This window comes from Sorangium sp. So ce124, assembly GCF_051525235.1.
Lineage (GTDB): Bacteria > Myxococcota_A > Polyangia > Polyangiales > Polyangiaceae > Sorangium > Sorangium atrum.
The window spans coordinates 13581097-13596380 of the sequence record NZ_CP150312.1; the positions used below are offsets into that span (position 1 = coordinate 13581097).

Consider the following 15284-nt stretch of genomic DNA (forward strand, 5'->3'; position numbering starts at 1 on the left):
GGGCTTTACCTGAGCGCTTCCTCGAACATGTTCGTGTTGCCGGTCTGGTACGATATCTCGAACCTGACCCTGGAGACCTTCCAGCCGCCCGCGTGCCTGGCGAGCTCATAGCGGTAGTGGCCCGCGACGAGCCAGTCCTCGCCGCCCGGCGCGCGCGCGAACCGATGGTGGGCGCGGACATGGCACTCCACGGAGGCGTGCTCTCCTTTCACCTCGATATCGAGGGGGCCGAGGAAATGTTGTGATGCGTCGATGGCGTCGTGAAACTTGCTCCAGCCCGCCAGAAGATCGTCCGTCTTCTGCTCCTGCGGCTCGCCCCCGAAGACGGACGTGAAATCGGCCACCACGACGTCGGCATAGAGGCCGCGGAGCTCGGTCCAGCGCCGCTTGTCGATGTGGTGGGCAATCCGGACGACCACATTCTGGATCGCCTGCACGTCACTCGACTCTCGCGTCATGGTCGTCCTTTCATCGCGTGGAGCAGGAGGTGCCGTGCTCCGTGGTGAGCCCTCTCGAGCCGTTCCTGGTCGAAGGAGAGATGCGGTTAGCATGGACGTAAAAAGGCGAGAAGTGCCCCGCCCCGCTCGCCCTCTGGGGTCCGACATCGTTCGAGCGATGCTGTCGGCCCGGAGCGGCGCGCCTCGCGCCGGCGCGCGCGCCCGCGCCGCCGGGGTGAGCCCATGAAGCCCCGCGAGCGGCGGTGTCGATACCGCGCTGGCGGCCGCCTGAGGCTTGGACCCCGCAAGCGCGCTCGCCGGAAGGCGGTTTCGAGGCCTCAGCGGCGCCGCCGGCGCGCGCGAACATGCCGTATCTGCGCGCGCCGCCCGCGCGCGCGGTGAGATCCAGGCCTCCGCGGCGGCTGGCACGCCGGGCGCTTACCGCGCCGCACATCGCCGGTTCGCCGGCCGCTCCCCGCGGCGCGCTGCGGGGCGGAAGACCCCATGGAACTCATGAGCAATTCCCTGAAGATCCCAATGGCCGGCGCCGCGCCGACGGACCTCGCGAGCCGGAGCAGGAGGCTCGGGTGGAGCGCGCGCGCCGATGCCGGGAGGGCCCGATCGTTCGTCGCCCTGCGCGGGCGCATGCTCGCGAGCCCGAGCCTGGCCGGGGCGCTCCAGTTCATGCAGGTGACGACCCGCCCCTGGGAGCCCCACGAGCTCAGGGCGTGGCTCGACGATCACGTGATCGCTCCGGGGTGGATGATGCTCCCGCGCGCTGTGCGCGAGCCGGGCGCGGAGACCGTGGCGCTCCGCGAGCTGGACGAGCGGCCCGAGGCGGTCGCGGCGCTCACCGCGCGCGCGCGCCGGCGCGTGGGGAGCACGCTTGTCGACTTCGTGGCGCCGGACCCCGAGGGCAAGTTTCTCCGCGCAGCGCTGTACAGCGCGCGCGTCCGCTGGGCCGTGGTGGGCGACCGATCAGGCTGGCTGCCGGCGCCGCGCGGGTGCGACTTCCTGAGCGACGTCGTGCTCAGCCTCTTCGCCGCGGCGATCCTCTCGAGCCCGGACCTCTATCAGCGCCACATGACCGTCTGCTCGCACTGCGGGCGCGTCGCGTTCGCCCAGGAGGCGCGGCCGTCCACTGCGGCCTGCCCGCGCTGCGACGGCGAGGTCCGGTGGCGCATTCCCCTGGCTGGAGCGGGCCGGCGCCGCGGGAGCGGCGGGACCGGCGAAGAGCGCGCATGAGCGGCGCCTGCGGCGCGTCGCCGGCGGTTGGCTCTGGCGTAAATTATTGTAATTGTTGTTATTTATGGATCATGACAGCGCGACGTGCGCGACCGCCTCGTCCCTCAACCACGTGCGCTGCCGGCGCACGAAGGTGCGTGTGGCGCGCACGATGGCCGGCGCGAGCTCGTCGGCCGGCAGGCGCCCCTCCAGGTGCTCCCGCACCTGCCGGTAGCCGACGGAGCCCATCGCCCGCGCGTCGCCGTAGCCGCGGGCGAGGAGCGAGCGGACCTCCTCCACCCAGCCCTGCTCCAGCCACCCGGCGACCCGGGCCTCGATGCGGCGGTCGAGCTCGGCGCGGTCCCGGTGCACCGCGAGCAGGCGCGCGGCGTGCCGGCGCTCCCGGAAGCCGTGCTCCGCGTGCCACGCGCTCTGCGTCCGGCCCGAGCGCTCGTAGATCTCCAGCGCCCGGCTGACGCGCACGAGGTCGTTGGGCGCGAGGCGGGCCGCGCTCTCCGGATCCACGGCGGCGAGGCGCGCGTGGAGCGCGGCGCGCCCCTCGGCGTCGGCGATCGCGCGGTGCCGCGCGCGCACCTCGGGATCGGCGGGCGGCGCGGGCGAGAGGCCGAGGACGAGCGCCTTCACCCAGAGGAACGTGCCGCCGCAGACGACGGGGACCCGGCCGCGGCCGCGGATGTCGTCGATCGCCGCCTCCGCGAGCTCCGCGAAGCGCTGGGCGTCGATCGCCTGCAGCGGATCGACAGCGTCGACCAGGTGGTGCGCCGCGCGCGCCCGCTCGGCGGGCGTCGGCTTCCCGGAGCCGAGGTCGAACTCCCGGTAGATCTGCACGCTGTCGGCGCTCACCACCTCGCCGCCGAACCGCTCCGCGAGCCGGATGGCGAGCTCGGTCTTGCCGCTCGCCGTCGGGCCGACCACGACGAGCAGCTCACCCGGCGCGGGCGGCGCGATCGTCTCCCACGACGGCGGCGCGGCGGCCGCGCCTGCCTCCGGGGCGAGCTCGAGCGCCGCCTCGCTCACCGCCGCCCCACGCGGTGCTCCAGCTCCGGCCAGCCGACGCGCATCACGATGGGCCGACCGTGCGGGCAGTGGCCGGCGAAGTCGACCTCGTCGAGCGCCGCGAGCAGGGCCCGCGCCTCCTCCGGCGCCACCGGGTCGCCCGCGCGCAGCGAGCCGTGGCAGGCCATCGTCGCGAGCGCGAGATCCACCGCGCCCGAGAAGGCGCGCTCGCCCGAGTGGCTCAGCTCGTCCACGAGGTCGCGCACGAGGCGCTCGGGCGCCGCGCGGCGGAGCAGCGTCGGCACCGCGTGCACCGCGAGCTGCGCCGCGCCCGCCGGGCGCACGTCGAGCCCGAGCCGCGCGATCGCCTCCTGCGCCTCCTCGACGAGCGACACCTCCGCGGGCGCCGCCTGGACGATCACCGGGAAGAGCAGCTTCTGCGTGGCGACGTCGCGCCCGTCGTACGAGGCGCGCAGGCGGTGGAACGTCACGCGCTCCGCCGCCGCGTGCTGATCGAGGAAGTAGATGCCGTCCGGCCCCTCGCACACGAAGAAGGTGTTGCGCACCTGGGCGAGGAAGCGCAGCGACCGCCAGGCGACCACGCGCTCGGCCGCAGAGAGCACCGGGCCGCTGCCGGTCGGGTAGGGGACGGGCGGCGACCCCGGCGCGGGCGCGGGCGGCTCGCCCGGCCCGCCGTGCGCCGGTGCCGGTAGACCGAGCGACGCGACGTCGGCCCACGCCCCGAGCTGCGTCGGCGCTGGCCCGGCTGGCGCAGCGTGAGGACGTGCCGGCGGGACCCCGCCGAGGTCGCCGCCGAGGCCCCACGGATCGTCCGGCGGCCCCTGCCGCTCGCCCGACGTACCCGCCGCGGGCGTCGATGGGCCTGCCGCGGGCGCCTCCGCCGCGGGGCCGCCCGACCAGACCCAGGCGTCTCCGGGCGGCGCGGCCGCGTCCTCGAAGAGCTTGCCCTTGCGGCCCTGGAAGCCGCCGGGGGCCGGCGCGGGCAGGCCGAACGCCGCGGCCACCTGCGCGGCGACGATCTTGTAAAGCGCGTCGGCGACGGCGCGGCCGTCGGCGAAGCGGACCTCGGCCTTCTGGGGGTGGACGTTCACGTCCACGAGCTCGGCGGGCAGGTCGATGAACACAGCGCCGATGGGGTACCGGCCCGGCTCGAGGACGCTGCCGTAGGCGAGCGCGATCGAGCGGGCCAGCGAGCGGTCGCGCACGTGCCGGCCGTTCACGAACATCCACAACCAGCTGGCGCCCGAGCGGGCGCGCTCCGGCCGCGACACGAACGCCTCGACCGTGAGCGGCCCACGCTGGCCAGCGCACGTCGCGAGCTCCTCGCCCGCCAGCATCATGCGCGCCCGCTCCGCGCGGCTCGAGGTGCGCAGCCACTCCCGCGCGACGCGCCCGTCGCGCGAGAGGACCAGCGTCACGCCCGGCTCGCCGAGCGCGACCGCCTGCGCGATCTCGGACACGTGCGCCGACTCGGTGCCGACGGCGCGCAGGAACTTGCGGCGCGCAGGGACGTTGTAGAAGAGATCGCGCACCTCGACCACGGTGCCGGCGGCGCACCCGCAGGGGATGGCCTGCGCCGCGCCGCCGCCCTCGATCCGGATCTCCGTCCCCTCGGCCTCGCCGTCGCGCCGCGTCCGCAGCGAGAAGCGGCTCACCGATGCGATGCTCGGGAGCGCCTCGCCGCGGAAGCCGAAGCTCTGGATGCTGCGGAGGTCGTCGAGCCGGGCGATCTTGCTCGTGGCGTGGCGGAGCACCGCGAGGGAGGCGTCCTCGCGGCTCATCCCGCGCCCGTCGTCCGCGACGCGCACCAGGCCGACGCCGCCCCCCTCGATGTCGACGCGGATGCGGCGCGCGCCCGCGTCGAGCGCGTTCTCGACGAGCTCCTTCACGACGCTCGCCGGCCGCTCGACCACCTCGCCCGCCGCGATCTGGTTGGCGAGGTCGTCCGGGAGGATGGCGACCCTCCGCCCCTCGGCCTGTGTGAGCGTCGATCGAGGATCCGCGCCGGCGATCCTCTCCGCGGTGCTCATGGCTCATCGCCGGGGTCGACCGTCCGGGCGACCGCCTGGAAGTACATCTTGGTGCGCTCCCGCGTCAGGGCCAGCGCGGCGGAGCCGAGGACGGCCAGCTCGAAGAGCACGAAGCGCACCCGCTCGGCGGTCCACCAGAGGCCGGCGTTCGTGAGGCCCGCGCGCTCGGGGATGTCCGGCGGGAGGAGCGCCCCCGCCTGCGCCACCATGTCGATCCAGGCGCCGCGGACGCCCCGGGTGAGGGCGTACTCGACCGCGGCGAAGGCCAGGTTGGCGGCGAGGACCTGGAGGACGAAGCCGCGCGTGCCGGGCCGCCCGCCGAGCGCCAGGCCGCTCGCGACGACGAGCAGCCCGCCGAGGAGCAGCTTCGCGATGCTGAGGGGGAAGGAGACGTCCTGGTACAGGCTCAGCGCGCGCGCCTGCGCGGCTTCGAGCACGAGGAACGTGAACTGGAACGGATCCCCCTGGTCGCGCGCTTGCTCGGCCACGGCCATGACGTCGGGGGCCATGCCGGCGCGCAGGTACATGGCCGTCCCGCACCCGGCCATGAAGCCGCGCACGCCGATGAGCCAGGTGAGCAGCATGGTGGCCACCAGGTACCAGGGGCGCAGCGAGCGCGGGCGCGGCGGGCGGTGCGAGTCCACGTGGAGGAGGCTGGCGTGTAGCACGTTCTCCGATCCCGCGCGCTGTCTTCCTTACCTGCGGATCTCGGAGCGGGTAGCCTCCGGATCGCGAAGCGCCTGCGCGCCGGCGCAGGTGGCGCGGTGCGGCGGGGCTGTACTAGAACTTCGAGGACGAGGTCCTGGTGGCGAAGAGCAAGAGCGAGCCGCGAACGAAGCGAACGAAGGGGACCGGAGCGCCCCAGCCCGACGGAGTGGCGAAGGCGGGGCTCCAGGCCGGAGCGGAGGACGAAGGCGCGGACCTCCGGCCCGACTCGGACGCGGGCCCCCGGCCCGCAGCGAAGCGCCGCGCGCGCTCCTCCGCGAAGGACGGCGGGCGCGCGCGTGTCGAAGCGCAGCCCGCCGCGAGCGACGACGAGGGCCCGCGCGAGGACGACGACGAGGCGGACGGCGCGCCCGAGAGCGGCGCCGCGAGGACGGGCGACGTCGAGGAGGGCGACGTCGTGGAGGTCGTCGGCGAGGTGATCGACGACGCGAGCCTCGACGTGAACGACATCGAGCTCCCGCGCTCCGCGAGGGCCAGCGGCGGCGAGGGCCGCGGCGGCGGCGACGTCGCGCTGTCGCGCACGGACCCGCTGCAGGCCTACCTGCGCGAGGTGCAGCGCCACGCGCTGCTCACGCCGGACGAGGAGAAAGAGCTGACGATCAAGTACACGAAGACGCAGGACGTCGCGACCGCCGCGCGGCTCGTGACGGCGAACCTGCGGCTCGTGGTCAAGCTCGCGTACGAGTACCGGCGCGCCTACAAGAACATCATGGACCTCATCCAGGAGGGGAACATCGGCCTGATGCAGGCCGTGAAGCGCTACGATCCGTACCGCGGCGTGAAGCTCTCCTCGTACGCGGCCTGGTGGATCCGCGCGTACATCCTCCGCTTCATCCTCAACAACTGGCGCCTCGTGAAGCTCGGCACGACGCAGGCGCAGCGGAAGCTCTTCTTCAACCTCAACAAGGAGAAGGCGAAGCTCTCGGCGATGGGCATCGAGCCCACGGCGGCGGAGATCGCGAAGCGCCTGTCGGTCGAGGAGAAGGAGGTCGTCGACATGGACCGCCGCCTCTCGAGCGGCGAGGCCTCGCTCGACGCCCCGGTCGGCGATCTCGAGGGCCGGACGATCCCGCGCGTCGAGCTGCTCGTGTCGTCGGGGGCGAGCCCGGACACCGCGTTCGAGGCGAGCGAGATGGGCAGGCTCGTCCACGATCGGCTCTCGAAGTTCCGCGAGACGCTGAAGGGCAAGGACGTGATCATCTTCGACAAGCGCATGGCCGCCGAGGATCCGCTCACGCTCCAGGAGCTCGGCAACGAGTTCGGCATCTCGCGCGAGCGCGTGCGCCAGCTCGAGGCGCGGCTCCAGTCCAAGCTGCGGACGTACCTCCAGGAGGAGCTCGGCGACGCCGTCGAGATGGACTAGGCCTTGTCGAGCGGCGAGCAAGGCGGGTCGAGCGACCGCGGGTGCCTCTACGTGGTGGCGACGCCGATCGGCAACCTCGGCGACATCACGCTGCGCGCGGTCGAGACGCTGCGCGGGGCGGACCGCATCCTCGCGGAGGACACGCGGCGGGCCCGGGCGCTCCTCGGCCACCTCGGCGTCTCGGGCAAGCCGGTCGACCGGTTCGACGCGCACGCCTCCGAGGCCGACGCGGCGCGCGCGGCCGCGCGGCTCGCGGCGGGCGAGTCGATCGCCTTCATGACCGACGCAGGCACGCCGGTCGTGAGCGATCCGGGGACGGCGCTCGTGCGCGCGGCCACGGAGGCCGGGGCGCGCGTCGTGGCGATCCCGGGGCCGAGCGCGGTGATGGTGGCGGTGAGCGCGTCGGGGCTGGTGACGGGGGGCTTCCGCTTCGTCGGGTTCCTGCCCCGCGGCGGGCGCGAGCGGCGCGAGGCGCTGGCCCTCGTCACGTCGACGCCGGAGGCGGTGGTGCTGTTCGAGTCGCCGCGGCGCTTCCGCGAGACGCTCGCCGACCTCGCCGAGCGGATGCCCGGGCGGCGCGCCGTCGTCGCGCGCGAGCTGACGAAGGTGCACGAGGAGATCCTGAGCGGCAGCGTGGAGGAGCTCGCGGCGATCGAGCGGGAGTGGCTCGGGGAGATCACGCTCGTGCTCGCGCCCGCGGCGCCGGCCGCCGAGGGCGCGCGCCCGAGCGACGAGGAGCTCGACGCGCGCATCGATCGGGAGCTCGCCCAGGGGAGGCGGGCCAAGCACATCGCCGAGGAGCTGTCGGTGGAGCTCGGGCTACCGCGGCGCGAGATCTACGCGCGGGCGGTGGCGCGGCGGGGGGAGCCGAGCGGGTAGCGCGGTCACGTGTGCCGGCCCTGCCCTCGCGCCTTCAGCTCGTCGACCGCGTGCTTCACCTCCTGGGCCCGATCGCGCGGCACGATGAGCAGCGCGTCGTCGGTCTCGACGACCACGAGGCCCTCCACACCGACGAGCGCGATCACCCGGCGATCGTCCGGCGTGGCGCGCGCGGCGCGCGCGCGCAGATCGACCACGTGGTTGCCGTACGCGTCGATCAGCACCGACCCCGCGGGCGCGCTGTTGCCTCGCTCGTCCTTGTCGGCGAGCTCCCAGGTGCTCTGCCAGCTGCCCACGTCGCTCCAGCCGAAGTCGCCGGGCACCACGGCGAGCCCGGCGACGTGCTCCATCACGCCGTGATCGATGCTGACGGCCGGCAGGCCCGGGAACACCCGCAGGACGGCCTCCGCCTCGGCGTCCGGGCCGAGCGCGGCGGCGCGGTCGATCTCGTCGAGCCCCGCGGCGAGCGCCGGCAGGTGGGCGCGGATCGCGGCCAGCATGTCGCCCGCGCGGAAGATGAACATCCCCGCGTTCCAGAGGAAGCGGCCGCTCGCCACGAACTCCGCCGCGCGCTCGCGGCTCGGCTTCTCGACGAAGCGCCGCACCTTGCGGGGCTTGCGGGGCGCCGCGCCGTCCGCCCCGGCGGCCTCCTCCGCCTCGATGTACCCGAAGCCCGTCTCCGGGTGCGTCGGACGGATGCCGATCGTCGTGATCGCGCCGCCCTGGGCCGAGGCGACGGCGGCCCCCAGCGCCTCGAGGAACCTCGGTACGTCGCCGATGTGGTGGTCGCTCGGGAGGACGACGACGACCGCCTCGGGGTCGTCGCGCGCGACGGTCGCGGCCGCCCAGCCGATGCACGGCGCCGTGTTGCGCGGCGCCGGCTCGACCAGCAGGCGCCGCTCGGACACCTCGGGCAGCGCTGCGCGGGTCGGCGCGACCAGGTGCTGGCCGGTCGCGATCCAGAGGCGCTCCCAGCCCGCGCGCCCGCCGCGGGCGCACAGCGGAAGCACCCGGCGCGCCGTCGCGGTGAGGAGCGGCTCGCCGCCGAGCAGCGGCAAGAGCTGCTTCGGGCGCGCGGCGCGCGACGCCGGCCAGAAGCGGGTGCCCGCGCCGCCGGCGAGGATCAGGACATGGATCGAGGGGTCGGTCGGGGTCATCGGCGCTTCTCCTCGGTTTGGACATGCGGTTTGGAAGTGCGGTATCGGCGTCGAAGAGGATCGCACGATCGCGGTGCGGCCGCCGAGCGTCGCTCAGGCGAGGCCGGGCAGCGCGCGCGCGTAGGCCACCATCGCGAGGCCGAGGGGGACGACCCACAGCGAGAGCGCGCCGATGCGCCGCCGCTCGGCGAGGGCGCGGAGCGCGGAGGCCGCCGCGGCCGCGCTCACGAAGGCGGCGAGGAGGCCGAGCGCCACGGCGCCCGCCCCTGGCGCGGGGCCGTGGAACGCGCGCGCCTCGGCGAGCCCCGAGGCGAGCAGCGCGGGGATGCTCAGCGCGAGCGCGAGCTCGACGGCGCGCCCGGGACGGACGCCGAGCCAGAGCAGCACGACGAGCGCCGCCCCGATCCGCGAGGCGCCGGGCAGCGCCGCGATCCCGTGCGCCGCGCCGGCCGCGAGCGCCCCGGCGAGCGACGGCGCGTCGGCCTCGTCGCGGCCGTCCCGCCTCGGCGCGATCGCGGTGCTCGCGAGCGCCGCGCCGGTGGCGAGCAGGCCGAGCCCCACCGCGAGCGGCGCGTCCCGCCACGGCGCGACGTACGGACGGAGCGCCGCCGCGACGATCAGGCTCACGGCGGCGCCCAGCGCGAGCCCCGCCGCGTCGCGCGCCGGCGGCGACGCCCTGAAGAGCGACGGCCTCGCGAGCGCCCGGGCGCCCTCGCCGAGCGCGCGGAGGAGCCGCTGCCGCACGGCGAGCGCGAGCGCCGCCGCCGCCGCGAGCGCCTGCGCGGCGGCGACCCAGGCGTCGCCGTCGGCCGCGCGGAGCCAGAGCCGGGCCGCCGCGCCATGCCCGGTCGCCGAGATGGGCAGCGCCTGCGCCGCCCCCTGCACGGCCGCGAGCACCGTCACGTCAACGAGACCCACGCTCGAGCGATATCCCAGCACGGCGCGTCCTGTCGATCCCGAGCAGCAGCGCCGGCGAGGCCAGGGTCTGCTGGCTTGCCGCGGTTCAGCTTTTCACCTACATAACCACCCTGGATCCGTCCCTCCTCGCTGAAGCGAGAGGGGCGGGCCGAGCGAGGTTCCGCCCGATGTTGATGGCCTACGCCAGCGTTGCCGCGTTCTTTCTGGTGGCGATCGGCTTCATGCTCGGCTCTCTGCTGTTCGGGAAGCTGCTGCGCCCCAACAACATGTACGCCGAGAAGGTCGAGACGTACGAGTGCGGCGAAGCGCCTGTCGGGCCCGCGTGGTTCAACTTCAACCCGCGTTTTTACATCATCGCGCTCGTCTACATCATCTTCGACGTCGAGATAGCGTTCATCTACCCGGTCGCGGCCGTGTTCAAGCGCTGGGTGGACCAGGGCAACGGGCTCTTCGCGCTGATCGAGATCTTCCTCTTCGTGGCCATCCTGATGCTCGGCTTCGCCTATGTCTGGGTGAAGGGCGATTTCAACTGGATCCGCTCCATCAAGGGGGATCCGCGCGGGGCTCAGAACGTGAGCAGCCGGGGCCAGCCGCGCGCGCCGCGCGCGGGCGCGAGCGAAGGCGCGCCGGCGGGCCCCGCGGGTCGGGCGGCGGTCGCCGAGGGAGGTGCGGAGTCATGACATCGAACCTGAACCTGATGGCCCCGCCCCGCGGGTGGGAAGCGAAGTACGAGAGCGACGGCGGCGGCGTCATCACGACGAGCGTCGATCAGACCGTCAACTGGCTGCTCAACTGGGGCCGATCGAACAGCGTCTGGTACATGCTCTTCGGCCTGGCCTGCTGCGCCATCGAGCTCATGCAGACCGGCGGCCCCCGCGGCGATCTAGAGCGCTTCGGGGCCGCGCCGCGGCCGAGCCCCCGGTCGAGCGACCTGTTCATCATCGCGGGGACGCTGACGTACAAGATGGCGACCCGCGTGAAGCGCCTCTATGACCAGATGTCGGAGCCGCGCTTCGTCATCTCGATGGGCAGCTGCTCGAACTGCGGGGGCCTCTTCCAGTACGCCTACTCGGTCTGCAAGGGCGTGGATCAGATCATCCCCGTCGACGTCTACGTCCCCGGCTGCCCCCCGCGCCCCGAGGCGCTGCTCGAAGGGCTCCTGAAGATCCAGGAGAAGATCAAGAGCGAGCGGGCCCTCGGCCGCCGCGGCGCGACGGACGGCTGAGCCCTCTCCTCGACACCTCCCGGATCTCCCATGTCACCCGAAGCTATCTTCCAGGCGCTCCAGGCGAAGCTCGGCGAAGACGCGGTCTTCGACTTCCACCCCGTGTCCCCGAAGGATCGCGACGCCTGGCTCCAGGTCGCGCCCGCGAAGATCGAGCCCGTGTGCCGGCTCCTGCGCGAGGCGCCGGAGCTCGATTTCGATTACCTGGAGTGCATCACCGGGGTCGACTATCCCGATCTCAAGAAGATCGTCGTCGTCTATCACGTCTACTCGTACGCGAAGAAGCACCGGGTCGTCCTGAAGGTGTTCCTCGACCGGGAGAGCCCGGCGGTGTCGACGCTCGTCGACGTGTGGTCGGCGGCGAACTGGCAGGAGCGGGAGTGCTTCGACCTGCTCGGCGTGCGCTTCGAGGGGCACCCGGACCTCCGCCGCCTGCTCCTACCCGACGACTGGGAGGGGCACCCCCTCCGCAAGGACTGGCAGGAGAAGGCCGAGTACCGCGGCATCCCGACGCAGCGGCCGAACCCCGTCGAGCTCTTCAAGATCAAGCTCCCGAAGAAGGACGCGGAGGCGTCATGAGCCAGGTCATCTTCAGCGTCGACCGCGCGGGCGCGGAGCCGGGCGCCGAGATGGAAGACGAGATGACCCTCAACATGGGGCCTCATCACCCGTCGACCCACGGCGTGCTCCGCTTCGTCATCTCGACGGACGGCGAGATCATCCGGAAGGCGGTGCCGGACGTCGGCTACCTGCACCGGAGCATCGAGAAGATCGGCGAGCGCTGCACGTACAGCGGCTTCATGCCATACACGGATCGCGTCGACTACATCGCTGCGATGTTCGCCAACGAGGCCTGGGCGAGCGCCTGCGAGAAGCTGATGGGTATCGAGGTGCCGAAGCGGGCCCAGTACCTCCGCGTCATCTCCTGCGAGCTCAACCGGATCGGGAGCCACATGATCGCGCTCGGCGCGATGGCGATGGACGTCGGCGCGGTCACGCCCTTCCCGTGGGCGCTGCGAGAGCGGGAGTACATCAACGACTTCATCGAGGAGCTGTGCGGCGCGCGGCTCACCTTCAATTACCACCGCATCGGCGGCGTGTCGTTCGACATGCCGAAGGGGTGGGCCGACAAGGTGAAGCGCTGGCTCGACCGCTTCGAGCCGATCATGGTCGAGTTCGACCGTCTCATCAGCCTGAACGACATCTTCATCAAGCGCCTCGCCAACGTCGCCGTGGTCACGGACGAGGAGGCGAAGGACTGGGGGCTCGTCGGCCCCAACCTGCGGGGGTCCGGCGTGAAATGGGATCTCCGCAAGGAGGACGCCTACTCGGTCTACCCCGAGCTCGAGTTCGACGTGCCCGTGGGCCGAGGGCGCTACGGGACCGTGGGAGACTGCTGGGACCGGTTCTACGTCCGTGTCGAGGAGTGCCGCGAGTCGGCGAAGATCCTCCGCCAGGCGCTCGACAAGATCGACGAGCACCCGGAGGACGACATCCTGGGCAAGCTGCCGAAGAAGATGCGGCCCGACGGAGAGGCGTACGCTCGCATCGAGAGCGCCCGCGGCGACATGGGCTGTTACGTGATCGGGCGCGGCGCGGAGGAGGCGTATCGGGCGCGGTTCCGGACAGGGAGCTTCACCGCGATGGCGATGATCGAGGCCAAGAGCCCAGGGCTGTTCCTGGCCGACCTCGTGGCGCTCATCGCGAGCTTCGACGTCGTGGCGCCCGAGATCGACCGGTGAGCGGGCGAGGGGGAAGCCTCAGGGCTCCTCGCCGCCGAGCTCCGGGCACTTCTCGCTGAGCGCCTGGCACTCCGGAGGCGGCTCCGCGGAGGGGTCGAGGGTCGATTCACACGTGACCGACTTGACGAACTCGATCTGAGCGTCCGTGCACGCCTTGTACTCGGCGACCGTGGCGGTACACCCCGCGAACTGGTCCGTGGGGCACGTCCCCTCTTCCGAAGGCTCCTCGGGATCGTTCATGCACTCTTCCTTGGCGGTCGCGCAGTCGGCGCCGCCGAGCGCGGCTGCGACCAAGCCGGCGAACTCGCACGCGTCCTCCTTCGAGATGCCGCTGGCCGACGCGGCGATCGCGTCGCACACCGCCTGCGATTCCTCGTCCGTCAGGTCGCCGAGCTGCTTGTCGTCGAGGTCGCCGCCGTTGCCGTCCGTGCCGCCGGTGCCGCTGGTGCTGCCGGCGCCGCCGGTGCCGCTGGTGCTGCCGGTGCCGCTGGTGCTGCCGGCGCCGCCGGTGCCGCCGGTGCCGGAGGGATTGCTCGCCTCGCCATCATCGCCGCACGCAACGAGCGCGAGCCCGACCATCAGCATTCCAAGAAGCTTCATCCGTGTCATCGAGCGCTCCATCATCGAGAATGTTCACCTGAGAGTCCGCGCGGCGCTCGAGGACGGCTCCGCCGAAGGAAGCGAGCGGGCTGAATCGTCGACCGGGCAGGCGCGCGGCGCGTGAACATACTACGACCACGCTCGATTTTTCCTTCCTCGTCAGAAAAAAAAGACAGCGCCATCCGGCGCGGGCATCGCCGCGCGCCGCCGAGGCGCTCTCCCGGCGGCGCGGCTCGGCGTCCGTCATCCCGCGCGCCCGAGGTGATGAAGTAGGCCAGCTCTCTCGGGGCTTGGCATTCGCGCGAGCTTGATCAGGGACGCACGACCGGTGAATTGACGGCGCCCCCGAAAACCCCGAGCCCAGGTCGCACGCGGGGCCCGCCCGAGCTCGGCACGGCCTCGATCGAGAGGCCGCCCTCGGGTGTCACGTTGACGCGGCACTCCGCGCCGACGTCGAGCGTCTGCGAGATCTCCTCCCAGGCTGCCTCCACGCCGCGCCGAACCTTGTAGTCCAATATCTCGAGCAGGCCGAGGCCCAGGACCTCATAGTACCAATCGGAGTCCGCATCGACCTCGAGGTTGCTCGTGACGATGCTGAGCGCGCCGTCAGCGCACACGAAATCGAGATCGAAATCGACGTCCACCTCGGGGTCGGGCAGCCATGTGCTGTAGGCCAGATCGAGGTCGACGTGGGCCGTCGTGCACTCGGCTTCGCTCGCTGGGCAGCCGCGGGTGATCTCGACGGCAGGGCCGTACAGGTTGCCCCAGTACAGGTCCTCCCCGTGCAGCGAGTCGCCGACCAGGGCCTCGACCCGGCTCACCAGCTCCTCGTTGGGGATGCCGAACGCCAGCAGAAACTGGGCGGCGGTGTGATTGTAGCCCGCCCAGGCCGGATGGGCGCGTAGCTCCGCATGGGTGACGGTGAGCGTCGGGGAATGGCCGCCGTCGGTATCGAGCCAGTGGCAGCTGGAGGCAGCCCCGAAGTCGCGATCGAAGACCTCCATGCCGTTCACCAGGAGCGAGAAGCCCTGGACGCAGAGAGCGTCATCGCCCTCCTTGGACAGGGTGATCTGCGTGATGTCCCCGATGTCGTCGATGGAGTCGAGGTTCAGGTCGTACGTGAACGTGCTGCCGCGTTCGAAGTCGTCACGCCCGTAGTCCATGTACGTGAGGTTGCCGGACGGCACGGCGCCGCCGTTCAGACGCGCGAACACCGCGTCATCCGTGTTGGCGTCGCTGCGATCGGCCACGCGCACCTCGAGCTGCGCCCGCCAGACTCGATACCCCCGGCCGTCGCGCGAGAACACGCAGCGCTCCGGCGAGAAGCGCTGGCCGTACTCGTTGTACGCGCGCACACGATAGCAATAGGACGTATCCGGGGTGAGGCCCGAATCGGTGAAACTGGCTGTCGCGCCAGCGCTCAGGGCGCCAAAGCTGCGCCGCGTTACCCAGCTGGTCGAGCCCCCGCCGCGCCGCTGCAGTTGATAGCCCGTTTCGTAGGGCGAAGAATCGCGGAAGGACAGCGCCACCGTCGTCGCGGTGCGCGTGCCGAAGCTGATACCGGAAGGTGCCGCGGGCGGTTGTGTCGAGGGATCGACAGGGTCGATCACCGGTCCGCCCTCGCCGGGCGGCGGCAAGGTGGGCAGGGCGAACGCGGTGCCCGTGAGGCTCAGCGCCGTGAGCATCAATCCCAGCGTGCGCGCACCACGCCGTCCCTCCCGTGCTGACATGATGGAAACCGATCGGCTGAAGTGCTGGTTCGAGAACATGACGTAGTCCCCTTCTTTCGAGGATCGCCTCGGGCGACGCGAGCAGACCGTCCCGCTCCTCGTCGGCAACCTGGGCGATGCGATGCTCGCTGCTCCTGCTCATGCAAGCTCGAGACCAGCGAGCGCCGCGGCGCCGAAGGCCCACGGAGACTCACGCCTATGCGACGCCTCGCAGA

At 72.4% G+C, this 15284-nt stretch carries 15 protein-coding genes; 7 read left to right on the forward strand and 8 right to left on the reverse strand.

All coding sequences use genetic code 11. The features are described from left to right. Positions 1 to 5: 5 nt before the first annotated feature. Entirely contained in the window at positions 6 to 458 is a 453-nt protein-coding gene (locus WMF19_RS50945) for a nuclear transport factor 2 family protein (protein WP_437896976.1), read from the reverse strand. A 492-nt stretch (positions 459 to 950) separates the two neighbouring features. On the opposite strand from WMF19_RS50945, the gene WMF19_RS50950 reads away from it, so the two are divergent. Further along, positions 951 to 1682, forward strand: a complete 732-nt coding sequence (locus tag WMF19_RS50950; RefSeq protein ID WP_437896977.1) for a hypothetical protein — start codon at positions 951 to 953, stop codon at positions 1680 to 1682. Between the two features lie 69 nt (positions 1683 to 1751). On the opposite strand, the gene miaA is transcribed toward WMF19_RS50950, so the two are convergent. From miaA to WMF19_RS50965, 3 genes are read right to left on the reverse strand one after another with little or no spacing between them, the layout of a single operon-like run. Beyond that, positions 1752 to 2699 (reverse strand): tRNA (adenosine(37)-N6)-dimethylallyltransferase MiaA, encoded by a 948-nt coding sequence (miaA, locus tag WMF19_RS50955; RefSeq protein ID WP_437896978.1) that lies wholly within the window; start codon positions 2697 to 2699, stop codon positions 1752 to 1754. Further along, entirely contained in the window at positions 2696 to 4729 is a 2034-nt protein-coding gene (gene mutL, locus WMF19_RS50960) for a DNA mismatch repair endonuclease MutL (protein WP_437896979.1), read from the reverse strand. The genes miaA and mutL overlap by 4 nt, the downstream gene beginning before the upstream one ends. Continuing rightward, a complete protein-coding gene (locus tag WMF19_RS50965) occupies positions 4726 to 5397 on the reverse strand; it encodes a hypothetical protein (RefSeq protein WP_437896980.1) in 672 nt (223 codons plus the stop codon). Before WMF19_RS50965 ends, mutL begins: the two co-directional genes overlap by 4 nt. A gap of 137 nt (positions 5398 to 5534) precedes the next feature. On the opposite strand from WMF19_RS50965, the gene WMF19_RS50970 reads away from it, so the two are divergent. Together WMF19_RS50970 and rsmI are read left to right on the forward strand one after the other, a co-directional pair. Next, positions 5535 to 6818, forward strand: coding sequence for an RNA polymerase factor sigma-32 (locus tag WMF19_RS50970; RefSeq protein ID WP_437896981.1), 1284 nt, complete (start codon positions 5535 to 5537; stop codon positions 6816 to 6818). Between the two features lie 3 nt (positions 6819 to 6821). Beyond that, on the forward strand, positions 6822 to 7697 hold the full coding sequence (gene rsmI / locus WMF19_RS50975) for a 16S rRNA (cytidine(1402)-2'-O)-methyltransferase (protein WP_437896982.1): 876 nt from the start codon (positions 6822 to 6824) through the stop codon (positions 7695 to 7697). Positions 7698 to 7702: 5 nt separating this feature from the next. On the opposite strand, the gene WMF19_RS50980 is transcribed toward rsmI, so the two are convergent. Both WMF19_RS50980 and WMF19_RS50985 read right to left on the reverse strand, forming a co-directional pair. Continuing rightward, positions 7703 to 8854 carry a mannose-1-phosphate guanylyltransferase gene (locus WMF19_RS50980; RefSeq protein WP_437896983.1) on the reverse strand — a complete coding sequence of 384 codons (1152 nt, stop codon included), beginning with the start codon at positions 8852 to 8854 and terminating at the stop codon, positions 7703 to 7705. A 93-nt stretch (positions 8855 to 8947) separates the two neighbouring features. Next, entirely contained in the window at positions 8948 to 9772 is an 825-nt protein-coding gene (locus tag WMF19_RS50985; protein WP_437896984.1) for an undecaprenyl-diphosphate phosphatase, read from the reverse strand. A gap of 167 nt (positions 9773 to 9939) precedes the next feature. Between WMF19_RS50985 and WMF19_RS50990 the strand changes: the two genes are divergently transcribed. From WMF19_RS50990 to WMF19_RS51005, 4 genes are read left to right on the forward strand one after another with little or no spacing between them, the layout of a single operon-like run. After that, a complete protein-coding gene (locus WMF19_RS50990; protein WP_437896985.1) occupies positions 9940 to 10452 on the forward strand; it encodes an NADH-quinone oxidoreductase subunit A in 513 nt (170 codons plus the stop codon). Continuing rightward, positions 10449 to 10997: an NADH-quinone oxidoreductase subunit NuoB gene (nuoB, locus tag WMF19_RS50995; RefSeq protein ID WP_437896986.1), complete on the forward strand. Its 549-nt coding sequence runs from the start codon at positions 10449 to 10451 to the stop codon at positions 10995 to 10997. Before WMF19_RS50990 ends, nuoB begins: the two co-directional genes overlap by 4 nt. Positions 10998 to 11027: 30 nt before the next feature. Further along, complete coding sequence (locus WMF19_RS51000) at positions 11028 to 11576, forward strand: NADH-quinone oxidoreductase subunit C (RefSeq protein WP_437896987.1); 549 nt, start codon at positions 11028 to 11030, stop codon at positions 11574 to 11576. After that, positions 11573 to 12739 (forward strand): NADH-quinone oxidoreductase subunit D, encoded by a 1167-nt coding sequence (locus tag WMF19_RS51005; protein ID WP_437896988.1) that lies wholly within the window; start codon positions 11573 to 11575, stop codon positions 12737 to 12739. Before WMF19_RS51000 ends, WMF19_RS51005 begins: the two co-directional genes overlap by 4 nt. Before the next feature lie 18 nt (positions 12740 to 12757). On the opposite strand, the gene WMF19_RS51010 is transcribed toward WMF19_RS51005, so the two are convergent. Both WMF19_RS51010 and WMF19_RS51015 read right to left on the reverse strand, forming a co-directional pair. Beyond that, the gene (locus WMF19_RS51010) at positions 12758 to 13348 is read right to left on the reverse strand and encodes a hypothetical protein (protein WP_437896989.1); all 591 of its coding nucleotides are present in this window, start codon (positions 13346 to 13348) and stop codon (positions 12758 to 12760) included. Positions 13349 to 13650: 302 nt separating this feature from the next. Then, positions 13651 to 15024, reverse strand: coding sequence for a fibronectin type III domain-containing protein (locus tag WMF19_RS51015; RefSeq protein ID WP_437896990.1), 1374 nt, complete (start codon positions 15022 to 15024; stop codon positions 13651 to 13653). Positions 15025 to 15284: the final 260 nt, after the last annotated feature.

Bases quoted from the DNA above. Each gene is read 5' to 3' on its own strand.
- WMF19_RS50950 (WP_437896977.1), top strand. From the start codon at position 951: ATGAGCAATTCCCTGAAGATCCCAATGGCCGGCGCCGCGCCGACGGAC.
- mutL (WP_437896979.1), bottom strand. From the start codon at position 4,729: ATGAGCACCGCGGAGAGGATCGCCGGCGCGGATCCTCGATCGACGCTC.
- WMF19_RS51015 (WP_437896990.1), bottom strand. From the start codon at position 15,024: ATGCTCACGGCGCTGAGCCTCACGGGCACCGCGTTCGCCCTGCCCACC.
- WMF19_RS51010 (WP_437896989.1), bottom strand. From the start codon at position 13,348: ATGACACGGATGAAGCTTCTTGGAATGCTGATGGTCGGGCTCGCGCTC.
- nuoB (WP_437896986.1), top strand. From the start codon at position 10,449: ATGACATCGAACCTGAACCTGATGGCCCCGCCCCGCGGGTGGGAAGCG.
- WMF19_RS51000 (WP_437896987.1), top strand. From the start codon at position 11,028: ATGTCACCCGAAGCTATCTTCCAGGCGCTCCAGGCGAAGCTCGGCGAA.
- WMF19_RS50980 (WP_437896983.1), bottom strand. From the start codon at position 8,854: ATGACCCCGACCGACCCCTCGATCCATGTCCTGATCCTCGCCGGCGGC.
- WMF19_RS50945 (WP_437896976.1), bottom strand. From the start codon at position 458: ATGACGCGAGAGTCGAGTGACGTGCAGGCGATCCAGAATGTGGTCGTC.
- WMF19_RS50990 (WP_437896985.1), top strand. From the start codon at position 9,940: ATGTTGATGGCCTACGCCAGCGTTGCCGCGTTCTTTCTGGTGGCGATC.
- WMF19_RS51005 (WP_437896988.1), top strand. From the start codon at position 11,573: ATGAGCCAGGTCATCTTCAGCGTCGACCGCGCGGGCGCGGAGCCGGGC.